This is a genomic window from Mesorhizobium sp. M0778 (genome assembly GCF_040320105.1).
Lineage (GTDB): Bacteria > Pseudomonadota > Alphaproteobacteria > Rhizobiales > Rhizobiaceae > Mesorhizobium.
Genome location: NZ_JAMYPA010000003.1, coordinates 35,798 through 49,444, shown reverse-complemented (window position 1 = coordinate 49,444; position 13,647 = coordinate 35,798). Strand labels below are relative to the sequence as shown.

Sequence of the window (13,647 nt, the reverse complement as noted above, 5' to 3'; positions counted from 1 at the left end):
GATGAGACAGTCACGGCCGCCGGAGCGGCCGTGACCAACTCGATCGCGGATTTATTTGCCGGACAGGATCTTGTCGTAGACTGCCGCGGTGTCCTTCTCGTACAGCGCGCCGGTGATCACGTCGAAGCCGGGCGGAATGCCGCTCGCCGCCATGTTGGCGAGCGAGAGCGCGACGTAGCTGGTCGCCTGCGGATCCTGCCACTGGCCGGCATTGACGTAGCCGTTCAGCACTTCCTGGGTGGTATCGAGCGAGTTGCCCCAGCCGACAACCGGGATTTCGCCCGGCTTGACGCCGACCTGGTCGAACACTCGCTTGATCGAACCGGTGACAAGGTCGCCGAGACCGATGACCGCCTTGACCTTGGCCCTGTTGGCGGTGAGGTAATCGACCATGCGGTTGATCACTTCGGCCTGGTCGAGCGTCGCTTCGGTGATTTCATAAGTGATGCCGAGCGGCTCGAAGACGCTCTTGATGCCTTCCTCTTCCTGGACGCCATAGGTGGCGCCGGGAATTTCGACCGGCATCCAGACGAAGTCGCCCTTCTTCACCAGGCCCTTGTCGACCAGATACTGCGCCCAATGCTTGCCGAAGGTGACGTTGTCGCCGCCGACATAGGCGTTGAAATCCGCCTTCGGGTCGGGCGTGTTGAAGTTGATGATCGGGATGTTCGCCGCCCGCGCTTCCTTGACGATCTCGACAAGGCTGCCCGGATCGGGGCTGGTGGTGGTGATGCCGTCGGCCTTGGCGGCGATTGCGGCGCGAACGGCTTCCTGCTGCGACGCCACGTCACCATTGTGGAACGAGGTGTTGACGGTATTGCCGGTGTCCGTCGCCCATTGCTTGGCGCCGGCAAGGAAGTAGGTCCAGACCGGATCGGCCGGGCCGCCATGCGAAATCCAGTAGAATGTCTTGGCCTGTGCCGCGGCCGGAATGGCCAGCGCCACCACCAAGCCAAGTACAAGCAGTCTTAGCCTCGTCAGCATTTGATTTCCTCCCATTTGAACCGAACTCCTCCTCCCACGACGATCGCGGCGAAAAACCGTGCGCGGCAAAAACCGCGATCGTATTCTGCCAGCGTCGACCTGGGTGCATCAGAGCATCCCCTTTTTCGATCGATGGCAAGCCTTCATCTGCCAGTGGTAGTTGGCGCATCCGCAGGCGCCATCAGCCCTACCATCAGATTGCATCAGTTTGCGTGATATTTTTCAGGCAGGCGATTCCTGGACTGCGTCGGCCGGATTGCTCCCGGCGCCCATCTACTCCAAACGACCATGACGTCCCTTGTCGTGGGCGCTGCGGGCCTGTTTGATACCGAAGACCTCAGATTCCGGATGTCAAGATCAGCCCTTGATCCAGGCCGGGTCGCGAAAATTGTCCCATGTGGCACCGATGCCTGCATCGACCGGAATGGCAGCGCCTGTAATGCCATTGGCTATGGGCGAGGCGACGAACGCAATCGCCGCTGCGATGTCACGCGGTGTCAGCACCCGGCCGAGCGGATGCCGCTCGGCGTAGGAGGCGAGGATCTCGTCACCATTCGGCAGCGCTGCCAGCCGTCCGGCCAGCAGCGGCGTATGGGTCACGCTCGGGCAGACGCAATTGACCGTGACCCGGTCCCGCGCCAGGTCGAGCGCCGCCGCGCGGGCAAGGTTGAGCAGCGCTCCCTTCGACACGCAGTAGGAGAACATGCCGTGCTCGGCCTGCAGCCCATCGAGGCTGGAGAGCAGCACGATGGCGCCGCTCTTTTGCTTGCGCATGCCCTTGGCCGCCTCGCGCACCACCAGGAATGAGCCTCGCACGTTGACGCCCATCACCTGCTCGAAATCCTCGACCGAGGTCTCGAACACCGGCCCGCCGACGCCGAGCACGCCGGCACAGGCCACGGCGACATCGATTTCGCCAAGCTGCTTGCGCGTCGCCGCAAAGGCATCGGCGACGGTCTTCTCATGACCGGCATCGCCTTCGAAGGCGATCGCTTTCCGACCGATGTGCTTGACCTGCCTGGCGGTGTCTGCAGCAGCGCCCGCGGTCCAGTCGAGGATGGCGACATCGGCGCCGAGATCGGCCAGTGTCAGCGCCGTCTCGCGGCCTATGCCCGAGCCGCCGCCGGTGATGAAGGCGACCTTGCCTTGATAGGAAAGTCCGGGAAACGGTTCGCGCGGGCTCATGCGCCCGCCTCCGCTGCCATTTTGATCGTGCCTTTGTAGGTCGGGGCGCCGCCGCCCGGCACTTTCAGCCGCCACAGGCGCCCGGCATAGGACGGTTTGTCGCTCGATGCCAGCACGCTGGCGTCGGTCACCCACAGCGTCTCGCCATCGAAGGCGAGATTGGTCGGCGCGCCGCCGCACTTGATGAAGCCCTTGATGGCGCCGTCGCGGGCGACGACATGGATGCCGCCGCCGACCAGATCCGTGACCAGCAGCGAACCGTCGGCGGCGATCGTCATGCCGTCGAGGATCGGGTTATCCCCCGGCATGCGGCCGAGATCCTCGATGCTGCCGTCGCCCTTCAGTCGCCTGACACGGCCGGTGTAAGATTCGTCCCAGACGATCGAGCCGTCGGCCTCGACGACGATGCCGTTCGGAAACACCGGTTCTGGGAAGGCCACCTTGATTGTCGCCTTGCCGTCCGGCGCCAGCGCAAAAATGTAGCTCGGGTCGGGACTGGCGGGATTATAGGTGCCGGGGTCGGTCCAGACCAGCGTACCATCCGGCGCAAAGACCAGATCGTTCGGGCCATTGAGTTTGACGCCCTCGACCTCGGTCACCAGAATTTCCGGCCCGGCGCCCGGCCGCACCCGCTGGATCGATGGCACGGTCATCTCAGGCGCGCGCCACGGACCGACGGTGCCGCCGTTCTGGCAGACATAGAGCGCGCCGTCGGAGCCAAGCACGCAGGAGTTCGGCGCGCCGGTGACATAGGCGAATTGCCTTGCCTTGTCGTCCTTGCCAACGATGGTCAGCTGGCTGCGGTAGCTTTCGACGAAGACCAGGCTGCCGTCCGGCATCACGGTCGGCCCTTCCGGCCATCCGAGATTGTCCGTCACCAGTTCCGGCGAAAGATCGTTCTTCATTTCACGGCCCCTGCGGTTAGTCCGCGCACGATGTAGCGCTGGACGAAAAGCGAGAAGAGGAGGATCGGGATGACAGTGACGACGCCGACCGTCGCGGCGATGTTCCAGTCGATCGGTCGCTGCGCGCTGACCAGGGTCGCGGCACCCAGCGATATGGTCTGGAAGGCACGGCTGTCGATGACGTAGAGTGCGACCAGGAACTCGTTCCAGATGAACAGCGCGCCGAACAGCGCTGCCGTCACCAGGCCCGGCCGCACGATCGGCAGCATGACGTGCCACAGCACACCGACGCGCGTGCAGCCGTCGATCATCGCCGCTTCATCGATCTCGCTCGGGATTTCGTCGAAGAAGCCGATCATGATCCACACCACGAGCGGCAGCGAAAAGGCGATATAGGGCAGGATCAGGCCCGGATAACTGTCCTGCAGGCCGGCCGTCTTGACCATCAGAAACAGCGGAATGGCGACCGCGATCGGCGGCATGAAGCGCATCGACAGGATGGTGCTTGCCAGCTGCTCGCTACGCTTGAAGCGCAGCCTTGAAAACGCATAGGCCGCCGGCGTGCCGATCAGAATCGCGGCTGCGGTTGCGATGCCGACCACGATGATGGAGTTGAGGGTGAAGGCCAGCATCCCCTGGCTGAACAGCACCTCATTGTAGTTCTTGACGATCTGCGTCCAGTTGAGGTTGAGCGTCGGTGGCACCTGCGCCAGGATCTCGATGCGCTTCTTGGTAGACAGCACCGCCAGATAGAGGAAGGGCGCGGCGCCGAAGATGCCGAGCACAATGAGGAAGAGGTAGGCGATGACCCGGCCCGGGCGGATACTCATCGCGAGTTCCCGGGCCGGATCTGGACGTATCTGAGCATCACTGTCGTGCCGACGGCGAGGATCAGAAGCATCATGTAGGCGACCGCCGCGGCATAGCCGTAATTCTGGAACTGGAAGCCGTTCTGGAACGAGAAAAAGGACAGCGTCGTCGTGCTGCGCGCTGGCCCGCCATAGCTCAGCCCGTAGATCAGGTCGAACGAACGGAAAGCATCGACGGCGCGGAACACGGCGGCGAAGACGATGGCCGGCGTCAGCATCGGCAGCGTGATGCGCCGGAAGGTGACGAATGGGCCGGCGCCGTCGACCTGGGCGGCTTCGAAGACGTCCTGCGACAGCGCCTGCAGGCGCGCAAAGACGATGATGAAGACGAATGGCGTCCATTGCCAGCAGTCGACGAGGATCACCGTGACCATCGACATGCCGACCGAGCCCAGCCAGTCGGGTGGCGTCAGTCCGATCTGCTTTATCGCCCAGTTGACCAGCCCCCAGTCCGGATTGAGCAGGGCGCGCCACATCACCCCGACGATGATCGGCGTCATCAGCATCGGCAGCAACAGGATGCCGCGCACGATCCAGGCGCCCTTCAGCTGCAGGTTGAAGAACATCGCCAGTGCGACGCCGAGCACGACCTGGATGGAAACCGAGAAAAACACCATGATGGCGCTGTTCATGGCGGCGTTCCAAAACAGCGGATCGACCAGCAGGGCACGGTAATTGGCGAGGCCGACGAAATTGCCGGTGCCGGTCGCGGCGGTCAAATCTGTAAGCGACAGGCGCAGGCTGTGGAACAGCGGATAAATGCTGAAGACGATCAGGTAAAGCAGGCACGGGCCGAGGAGCAGCCACACGGCTCTCCCCGGCTCGTCACGTGTGCCGAAGACGAATTTCGTCTGGGTGGCGGCGGTTGTCGCAAGGCTCATCGAAAATCACATCCACAGCGATCCGCGCGGGCACCGATCAGGCAAGGTGGCCTGCCTTCCGCAAGATCGCCTCCCACTGGGTCTGCACTTTTTCACAGGCAGTCTTGGCATCTTGCGTGCCGATCAGCGCCGCGTTGAACTCGACGTTCATGACATCGTTGAGTTGAAAGAATTCCGGGATCAGCGACGTCGGTATGGTGTCGGCCGTCTCGATCGCCGTCAGCGCGTCCTTGAGGTAGGGGAACTTCGCCACCAGCTCGGGATCTGTGAAAGCCGAGGTGCGGTTCGCATCGATGTTGTATTTCTCGATGGAATAGCGGTTCACCGCCTTGCTGGTGATCCAGGTCAGCGCCAGCCAGGCGGCGTCCTTCTTCGCCGGGTCGATATTCTTCGGGATGCCGACCCCCCAGCCGCCTTGGATTGCCCGCGGCGACTTGCCGTCGCCGGAAGGAACCGGGGTGGTCGCGGTGGTCTCGGCGACCATGGAATTCTCGCTGTTCAGGATCGGCCCGGCAATTGTAGACCAGAAGATCATCTGCGCGATCTTGCCGGTGGAGAAGCCGTCGACGTTTTCGGCAAAGCCGTATTTGGTCACATTCTTCGGCGCATAGGGCAGCAGGTCGATCAGCATCTGCAAGGCGCCGATGCCTTCCTTGGAATTGACCTGCGGCTTAAAATTCTTCTCCTTGGCGCTGCCGGTCATCAGCACGCCGCCAGTGGTGATGAAGCGAGTGTACCAGTCGACCGCGGCGAGCGAGAAATCGTTGGCGCCGATGAAGGAGCAACCGGCCACGTCGTCGGTGTTGAGCTTCTCGGCGGCAGCCTTGAACTCGTCCCAGGTCTTGGCCGGCTGCAGGCCTGCCGCGTCGAACAGGTCCTTGCGATAGAAATAGATGACCGACCCGGAATGCAGGCCGGGTATGCCGTAGACGTCCTTGCCTTTGCCAACCGTGCCGGAGGCCATGTCGAAAATGCCGACATTCTTCATCGCCGCCGGGATGAGATCGGCGAAATCCCAGTCCGGCGGCGTTTTTGCGGGATCGTCGATATAGGCGTTGAGCTGCTCGTAATAGCCGCCGCCGACCTGCTGGGTCGTCAGGAACCCAAGATACTCGATCAATTCGAACGAGGATTTGTCTGCCTTGAGGTTCTGCAATGTCTTTTCGATCAGCGCGCCGAGTGCCGGCGAGGTGATCTCCAGTTCCATGCCGGTCTCCTCGACGAATTTCGGCATCATGTCGGCGAGCGCGCGATGGTCGTTCTCATCGCCGGTCATCAGGATGTTGATTTTGGTGCCGGCGAACTTCTTCATGTCGAAACCGGCGGCGTAGAGCGGCACGGTGCCGCCAAGTCCTCCAAACGCCGTTGCCAGGCCCAGCATGCCGGCGCGCTGCATCAGGTCGCGGCGCGTCAGGCCGCCTGTATCCACGGCGGCGTTTTCGCCGGGCCGCGGGTGATCCGTCTGCTCTTTTCCGCTCATGTCTCACTCCCCAGTTTCTTCTTTGTTCTGCCGACGGGACTGCATCGGTCCGGACGGCAGATTGCATCCGGCGATCTAAATAGTCAATCGATTGCTTAATGATCGCTCAAACGATTGCTTGAACAAACACGTCGTGTTATCGATGCCGTGCTCTATGGGTGAAAATTGTCTCGGGCGCAGGCGCTTGACAGCTGTCGCGCACGGCCTCTACACGCTGGCAAACAACAATGTGCCAGGCGACTGAATGGCGGCCTTCCAGCGCATCCGAAGCCCGAACCGACAGGGAGGTCGTCGATGAGCCTGGGAAGCGTTGTCGTGACAGGTGCGGGCGACGGCATAGGACGCGCCATAGCGATCCGATTGGCCGCCGACGGCTGGAATGTCGTCGGCCTCGAACTTGACCGGGCGGCAGCCGAGGCGCTTGGCAAGACGCTTGGCAACGGCCATCATGCGGTGTGCGGCGACGCATCCGACCGCTCGGTGCTGAAAGCCGCCCGCGAGGCGGCGGAACAACTCGCGCCGTTGCGCGGATGGGTCAACAATGTCGGCATCGCCTTGATGGGCAATCTGCATGAACCCAATGAGCCCGAGGTCGAGCGTTTGTTCGCCGTCAACCTGATGTCGCATTTCTGGGGCTCGTCCGAAGCCATCCGGACGTGGGTTCGAGACCGGGCGACCGGTTCGATCGTCAATGTCTCCTCGGTGCATGGCCGCTCGGCCTTCAACATGTGGGCGGCCTATGATGTGGCCAAGGCCGGCATCGATGCGCTGACCCGCTATATCGCGGTCGAATACGGGCCGATCGGCATCCGCGCCAATGCGGTCGCGCCCGGCGCCGTCCGTACGGCGCTGGTGCAACGCGTGATCCGCGACAGCCCCGACAGCGCGGTGGCTGAAAAGGAAATGTCGATTCAGCATCCGCTCGAGCGCATCGGCGAGCCGGAGGAGATCGCGGCCGCCGTCTCGTGGCTGATTTCGTCCGAGGCCTCGTTCGTCACCGGCCAGTCGCTGGCCGTCGATGGCGGCTTGACCTCGCGCTGCTACCGCTATGCGCCCGACGCGCAACTGCTCGCCATGTACGGAAAGGGCTGAAGCCTTTGAAGCCAATCAGCCCGCCGGGGCGCGCCACGCTGAAGGACATTGCCCGCACTGTCGGCGTCGACGTTTCCACCGTTTCCAAGGTGCTCAACGACGGCGGCATCAGCGTGCGGCCGCAGACGCGCCAAGCAATCATCGACGAGGCAAGCCGGGTCAACTATCGCCCACATGCGCTTGCTCGCAACCTGCGCACCCAGCGCACCGGCGCACTCGGCATTCTGCTGCCCGACCTCACCAATCCAATCTATGCCGAGACGGTGCATGGTGCGATGCGCCAGGCCGAACGGTCCGGCTACGTCATGCTCATTGCCGAGGTTGCGGACGAGCGCACCTCCGCCGCCGCCTATATGCGGTTGGTCAGCGAACGCCGCATCGACGGGCTGATCATCGCCGTCAGCGCCGAAACCAGCGAGATGATCGCTGCCATCGAGAACAATCCGGTGCCGCACGTCTTCGTCAACCGCCGTTCCAGCATCGGCCGCAGCGTCACCGTCGACGACCAGGCTTCGGGACGGCTTGCCGCGCAGACCCTGATCGAGGCCGGCCATCGGCGCCTCGGCTTCATCGGCGCGTTGCCCGAACTCGACACCTCGCGACGCCGGCGCCATGGCTTCGTCGAAGTCTGCCAGGCTGCCGGCCTGCCAGCCGTCGTCGAAATCGCCGGCCCGGTCTCGCGCCGCGGTGGCTACGATGCCTTGCACAGGCTGCTCGATGAGGCGCAACGCCCGACCGGCGTCTTCGCCTTCAACATGCTGGTCGGCATCGGTGCGCTGGCGGCGGCCCGTGTGCGCGGCGTGCGCGTGCCGGACGATCTTTCGGTGGTCACGCTCGACGGCGAGGACGCCATCTTTACCGCGCCGCCGCTGACCGCCATCATTACCCCGCTCGCCGAAATGGGCGCGCGCGCCGTCGTCGAGCTCGAAGCCATGATCCAGGGGCGCGAACCGCAGGATGTCGTCATCGATATCCCGCCGAAGCTGGTTTACCGCGAATCCGTGGCGCCGCCGCCTCGCTAAAGCGGTTCATCGTTTCACGGAAACGCCGAACCGCTCTATCTCTTTGTTTCTACGCAATTTGGACGGAAAACCGTTTCACACCTTTCCTGGAATTGCGCTAAAGCCTTCGCGGCTCAAGCCGTCGCCGGACCGGCGACGATGCCGCGGTCGTGCAGGCTTCCGATCTCGCCGTCGCTCAACCCCAGTTCGGTCAGGATCTCGTCGGTGTGCTCGCCAAGTACGGGCGCGCGGACTGCAGGAAGCCGTTCCACCGAGGAGAAATCCAGTGGCGAAGTCGGCGTCAGCAGCGATCCGAGACCGGGGTGATCGACCTTTGCGAACATCGGGTTGTCCGTCGAGCAGCGCGGATCCTCGACCAACAATTGCCGGAATGTCTGGTAAGGCCCCCACGAGACGCCGGATGCCGTGAAGCTGCGCCGCACGTCGGCGAAGCTCCGTGCCGAAAACCACGGCGCCAGTAGGGCGGCGATCGCCTCGCGCGCCGCATAACGCCCGCCTTCGCTGTCGAGGTCGGCGCCGCTTGTTGCCGCGAGCTTTGCCGTGTCCAGCCCGGTCGCCTGCAGCAGTACGGCCCATTGCCGGCCGGTCAGCGCCATCACCATGACGCGGCGGTCGTCGGCGGTGAGGAAATCCCGCCCGAACGCACCATAGAGATAGTTGCCGTCCTTTTCGGCACTGCCTCCAAGTTCGGCCTGCGCCAGCCGACCGAGATTGCCGGTCATGGCCAGCGCTACGTCCGATAGCGCCAGTTTCACCAATGACCCGTTGCCGGTGCGGCTGCGGTGGCGGTCGGCGGCAAGCACGCCCACCGCCGCCATCTCGCCCATCGCGATGTCCCAGGCCGGCAGCACGCTATTGGTAGGCTCCGTGGCGCCGCGCGCGCCGGTGATTTCGGCAAAGCCGGTTGCCGCGTTGACGGTATAGTCGACCTCGCTGGTTCCATCATTGTTGCCGGTCAGCGCGATCATGATGACGTCGTTGCGCCGGTGCTTCAGGGCCTCGTAGGAGAGGGCGCCGCGCGCCGCAAAATTGGTCAGGAAGATGCCGTTGCCCGGCCCCGGTCTCGCGATCAGACTGGCCACGACGTCCTGCCCTTCGGGCGACTGCAGGTTGATCTGGATCGAACGCTTGCCCTTGTTCATGCCGGCCCAGAACAGGCTCTGGCCGTTGTCCGCCACTGGCCACCGGCCATGGTCGAGCCCACCGCCGATCTGGTCGTAGCGGATCACGTCGGCCCCCAATTGTGCCAGCGTCATGCCGCCAAGCGGTGCCGCCACGAAGGCCGAGCCCTCGACGATGCTAAGGCCGGCGAGAATGCCGCCGCTCATGCGAACAGCCCCACTGATCGCCAGTCGAGCACGTCGGAAATCCCGCCATCGGAAGCGGTCGCCCGCACCAGTGAGCGCAAATGCACCAGCCCACCGCCGCCGGGCAGAGGCTCGCAGTGCCCGATGCCGATTTCGGAGTGCAGCGTGTCGCCCTCGTGCACCGGCCCCAGATGATCGCAGTCCTGCCAGCCCAAAATGGTTACCAGCGACGGCAGTGCACGGGTCAACTGTGCCGCTGCCAGCCCGATCGTATGGCCGCCATAGACGAGGCGCTGCCCCGTCTGGGTGCGGTCATGGTGGATCGTCGCCAGGTTCATCGTCAGCCGCGCCAGCTCCGGCGCGCTGCTCACCACATCGCCGCCGGCAAGGCGATGGATGGTGCCGGCGCTGAGATCGTTGAAATGCGGGCCAGGCACCGCCTTGCGGTAAGCGTCGAGGTTCCATCCGCCGATCGCCGCCGGCGCTCCCATGAACTCGGATCGCGGCGGATCGGTTTCGCCCTGCGCGGCACCATCCCCTGCCTGTCTGGCCGGTAGTAGCGCGCACCGGCAGAAATCGAGTACCGGTCGGTCCTCCTGATCGCTGGTGGCGATCCGCATGGTGACCAGGCCGCGCGACGCACGCCCCGGCCTGGCGGCGGCGGACCGCAGCCCGATGATGGTGGTAACGGTCTTCAAACTGTCGCCGATCGCCGGCGCCCGGCGAAAGATCAGACCGCGGTAGAAGAGGTTGGCGATCGCCCGCTGCGTCACCAGCGTCGACTGGCCGATCGCCACGTCCCAGACCAGCGCCGGCGCGGCAAAAGGCTGCTTTAGTCCGGTCACGGATGCCGACAGTGCCGCATCGAAGGCCAGCCTCAGCCTGCCGCCGACGATTGTATGGTGGGCAGCGGCAAGGCCGTCGCTCAGCCGCATCACCGGCGCTCCGTCGAAGCGGTCGCCGATGCGGAGATCCTCGTAGAACGGACCGTCGATGCCTATTGCGGGTGGAGACGTGCTCACGCTGCTGATCCTTCGTCAGCTTCGGCCCGGATCAGAAGGATGCGCTGCCAGCGGCCGCACCACCACCTTCAGCCAGGGGTAGAACGGCAGCGACGCGATCGCCTCATGCAGCGCGGTCGCGTCGGGCGCCTCCCAGATGCCGAAATTCGCCCATCGGCCCGGCTGACGCCACAGCCGGCGCACGATGCCGGCCGCGGCCAATTCCTTGGCGCGACGGCCTTCTGCCGCGATCAGCTCCGCCTTTTGCCGGGGGTCGCCGTCGGGCGGGAAATTGACCTCTATTTCGACCAGAAATTCCATCTCTGGTCCCCTCCAGCCGAATGGGCGCCGACATGCGACAGGATTTCGCCGAGATCCGGCGCCGGTGAGTCCAGCACCTCCATTGTCGCCCGCTCCACGGCATCGCTTATGTCGGCCTTAAGCTGGTCGAGACCGCCCGGCGCCAATATTTTTTCGCCGGCCAGCCGCTCTGCCAGGATGTCGATAGGGTCACGCTTCAGCCAGGCATCGAGCTCGCCGGCCGGCCGATAGGTCGCCGGGTCCGAACGTGAATGGCCGGAATAGCGATAGGTCTTCATTTCGATCAGTGTCGGCCCTCCGCCGCGGCGGGCGCGGGCGACGGCGGTCGCCATCGCCTCCGCCACCTTGTCGACATCCTGCCCGTCGGCGACGACGCCCGGCATGTTGTAGCTCGCGGCACGTATGGCGATGTCCTCGACCGGCGTCGACAGCTGGATACGGGTGTATTCGCCGTAGAGATTGTTCTCGCAGACGAAGACCACCGGCAGCTTGCGGATCGCCGCGAAATTGAGCGACTCGTGGAAGGCGCCGATATTGGCCGAGCCGTCGCCGAAAATGGATACGGCGATGCGGTCCTTGCCGCGGGCGCGAGCCGCCATCGCCGCGCCGCAGGCGATCGGCAGGCCGGCGCCGACGATGGCGGCGGTCGGCAGCAGCCCGACCTCCGGCTCGACCAGATGCATGGAACCGCCGAGGCCACCGGCGCAACCGATGACGCGGCCGCAGATCTCGCCGATGACCGCCGTTGGCGACACGCCGAGCGCCAATGCATGGCCATGGCCGCGATAGGTGCAGGTGACGATGTCGTCGGGATCGATCGAGCGCGCGATGCCGAGCGAGACGGCCTCCTGTCCGCTGGCAAGATGCGTGCTGCCGCGGACGTGCCCTTCGGCGAAGAGTTTCTGGATGCGCTCCTCGACCGCGCGAATCTCGACCATGCGCGTGAGCTGCTCCAGCCTGTTCTTCAAGGCCTCGCGCCGCACGATCGGCACATTCGAATTGGAGAGCGTCATGCTGCGTTCCTCCACCACGGAAGGGGTGGCTTGTTGGTCGAGACAAGCGTTGCGATCTGTTCGGCCACATAGGCCGGGCTCGGCAGGAAACGGGCTTCGAGCGCGCCGCTATAAGGTACGGGCGCTTCGGGAAGCGTGATACGATGCGGCGGCGCCTTCAGCCGGCCGAACGCTTCGATGGCGATCGACGAGACGACATCGCCGCCCCAGCCGCTGCCGGCCGGCGCCTCTTCGAGCGTCACCAGGCGGCCTGTGCGCACAACCGATTCGGCAACGGTCCGGCGGTCCCATGGCCACAGCGTCAGAAGGTCGACGACCTCGATATTGGCGTGGCTGGTTTCCGCTGCCGCGAGCGCCACCCGCCGCATCGCGCCGCAGGTGACGAGCGTCACGTCGCTGCCGGGCCGCGCGATCTCGGCTTGGCCGAGCGGAATGCGGTAGTTGCGGTCGAATTCGTATTCCTCGCGCTCGGCGTAAAGCACGCGCGGTTCGAGCACCACCACCGGATCCGGATCTTCGATCGCCGACCGCAGCAGGCCATAGGTCGTGCGCGCATTGCTGGTCACCGCGACCTTGAGGCCGGGCGTGCCGCGGAACCAGTGGTCGAGCATCTGCGAATGCTGGCAGCCAAACCCCTGGCCGGCGCCGGCTGACGCGCGCACGACGAGCGGCGTCGTCAGCCGGCCGCGCGACAGATAGCGCATCGTTGCCGCCTGCGTCGTCAACTGGTCGAGCGCGACGCCGATGAATTCGATGAACATCATCTCGACCACCGGCTTCAGGCCGCAGACGGCAGCACCGACCGCGGCACCCATGAACGCCATTTCCGAAATCGGTGTGTCGATCACCCGTTCGGGGCCATGCGTGGCAAGCAGCCCCTCGGTCACCTTGAACGGACCCCCGGCGGCGGCGATGTCTTCACCCATGACGATGACGCTGGGGTCATCCGTCATCGCGTCGTCAAGTGCCCGCAGAACCGCTTGCCGTATCCAGATCTTAGCCAAGGTTCAGACCTCCCAATGCACTGCCCGGATCGTCGATAGCGTCGGCGAAATTATCGCAGCGGAAGAAATTTGGAACGTTTTTATCGGCACTGGCGTCATTCCGGTTTGTAGCTGCCGAAGGCTTGGGCACTTTCGATGAGCTCGACGCGGAAGCCGTCCGGGTCGATCATGTAAACCGCCTTGCCGCCCTTGTTCGGCCCGATCGTCGGTGTCACCGGCGGCGACACGGATTTGACGCCCATCGCCGTCAGTTTTTCGTAGAACGACATGAGGTCATCGACGTTGAAGGCGATGTGGCCATTGCCGACATTGCCGTTATGCATGTCGACGGGAATCTGCTCGACATTGCGGTATTCCAGAAGCTCGAGGCAGACGTCGGTACCGGGCAGGCGCAGGATGGCGCTGTGCAGGTCGACTTCCGGATAGCCGACCAATTCGCCGATATAGGGCGCACGCGGGTTCCATTGGAACGCCAGCTCGAATCCGAGCACGTCGCGATAGAACGCGATCGAGCGGTCGAGCGACCGCACGGTGAAGCCGGTGTGATGGGCTTTCGTGATCCTGGCCATTCCGTCTGCGCTCC

At 64.4% G+C, this 13,647-nt stretch carries 14 protein-coding genes; 2 read left to right on the top strand and 12 right to left on the bottom strand.

What is annotated here, in order from left to right; genetic code table 11:
* Positions 1-51: 51 nt before the first annotated feature.
* The 6 genes from NKI22_RS05850 to NKI22_RS05825 all read right to left on the bottom strand — a co-directional run bounded on the left by NKI22_RS05850 (position 52) and on the right by NKI22_RS05825 (position 6,304).
* The gene (locus NKI22_RS05850) at positions 52-984 is read right to left on the bottom strand and encodes a substrate-binding domain-containing protein (protein ID WP_023716807.1); all 933 of its coding nucleotides are present in this window, start codon (positions 982-984) and stop codon (positions 52-54) included.
* Positions 985-1,341: 357 nt separating this feature from the next.
* A complete protein-coding gene (locus NKI22_RS05845) occupies positions 1,342-2,169 on the bottom strand; it encodes an SDR family NAD(P)-dependent oxidoreductase (RefSeq protein ID WP_352588911.1) in 828 nt (275 codons plus the stop codon).
* The gene (locus NKI22_RS05840) at positions 2,166-3,074 is read right to left on the bottom strand and encodes an SMP-30/gluconolactonase/LRE family protein (protein WP_352515634.1); all 909 of its coding nucleotides are present in this window, start codon (positions 3,072-3,074) and stop codon (positions 2,166-2,168) included. The genes NKI22_RS05845 and NKI22_RS05840 overlap by 4 nt, the downstream gene beginning before the upstream one ends.
* Entirely contained in the window at positions 3,071-3,904 is an 834-nt protein-coding gene (locus NKI22_RS05835) for a carbohydrate ABC transporter permease (RefSeq protein ID WP_352850407.1), read from the bottom strand. The genes NKI22_RS05840 and NKI22_RS05835 overlap by 4 nt, the downstream gene beginning before the upstream one ends.
* A complete protein-coding gene (locus tag NKI22_RS05830; protein ID WP_352484091.1) occupies positions 3,901-4,824 on the bottom strand; it encodes a carbohydrate ABC transporter permease in 924 nt (307 codons plus the stop codon). The genes NKI22_RS05835 and NKI22_RS05830 overlap by 4 nt, the downstream gene beginning before the upstream one ends.
* 37 nt (positions 4,825-4,861) lie before the next feature.
* The gene (locus NKI22_RS05825; RefSeq protein ID WP_023716812.1) at positions 4,862-6,304 is read right to left on the bottom strand and encodes an extracellular solute-binding protein; all 1,443 of its coding nucleotides are present in this window, start codon (positions 6,302-6,304) and stop codon (positions 4,862-4,864) included.
* 294 nt (positions 6,305-6,598) lie between these two features.
* Here NKI22_RS05825 and NKI22_RS05820 point away from each other — a divergent pair, with 294 nt between their 5' ends.
* Complete coding sequence (locus NKI22_RS05820; RefSeq protein WP_023716813.1) at positions 6,599-7,396, top strand: SDR family NAD(P)-dependent oxidoreductase; 798 nt, start codon at positions 6,599-6,601, stop codon at positions 7,394-7,396.
* 5 nt (positions 7,397-7,401) lie between these two features.
* Complete coding sequence (locus NKI22_RS05815; protein ID WP_352484090.1) at positions 7,402-8,418, top strand: LacI family DNA-binding transcriptional regulator; 1,017 nt, start codon at positions 7,402-7,404, stop codon at positions 8,416-8,418.
* Between the two features lie 113 nt (positions 8,419-8,531).
* Here the strand turns inward: NKI22_RS05815 and NKI22_RS05810 are convergent, their stop codons facing one another.
* The 6 genes from NKI22_RS05810 to NKI22_RS05785 all read right to left on the bottom strand — a co-directional run bounded on the left by NKI22_RS05810 (position 8,532) and on the right by NKI22_RS05785 (position 13,633).
* On the bottom strand, positions 8,532-9,746 hold the full coding sequence (locus tag NKI22_RS05810) for a CoA transferase (RefSeq protein ID WP_031193340.1): 1,215 nt from the start codon (positions 9,744-9,746) through the stop codon (positions 8,532-8,534).
* Positions 9,743-10,747: a MaoC family dehydratase gene (locus NKI22_RS05805; RefSeq protein ID WP_023716816.1), complete on the bottom strand. Its 1,005-nt coding sequence runs from the start codon at positions 10,745-10,747 to the stop codon at positions 9,743-9,745. The genes NKI22_RS05810 and NKI22_RS05805 overlap by 4 nt, the downstream gene beginning before the upstream one ends.
* A gap of 15 nt (positions 10,748-10,762) precedes the next feature.
* Positions 10,763-11,047 carry a muconolactone Delta-isomerase family protein gene (locus tag NKI22_RS05800; protein WP_023716817.1) on the bottom strand — a complete coding sequence of 95 codons (285 nt, stop codon included), beginning with the start codon at positions 11,045-11,047 and terminating at the stop codon, positions 10,763-10,765.
* The gene (locus NKI22_RS05795) at positions 11,026-12,060 is read right to left on the bottom strand and encodes a thiamine pyrophosphate-dependent dehydrogenase E1 component subunit alpha (protein ID WP_352715765.1); all 1,035 of its coding nucleotides are present in this window, start codon (positions 12,058-12,060) and stop codon (positions 11,026-11,028) included. The genes NKI22_RS05800 and NKI22_RS05795 overlap by 22 nt, the downstream gene beginning before the upstream one ends.
* Positions 12,057-13,064: an alpha-ketoacid dehydrogenase subunit beta gene (locus tag NKI22_RS05790; RefSeq protein ID WP_023716819.1), complete on the bottom strand. Its 1,008-nt coding sequence runs from the start codon at positions 13,062-13,064 to the stop codon at positions 12,057-12,059. Before NKI22_RS05790 ends, NKI22_RS05795 begins: the two co-directional genes overlap by 4 nt.
* 95 nt (positions 13,065-13,159) lie before the next feature.
* Positions 13,160-13,633: a VOC family protein gene (locus NKI22_RS05785; RefSeq protein ID WP_023716820.1), complete on the bottom strand. Its 474-nt coding sequence runs from the start codon at positions 13,631-13,633 to the stop codon at positions 13,160-13,162.
* Positions 13,634-13,647 lie beyond the last annotated feature (14 nt).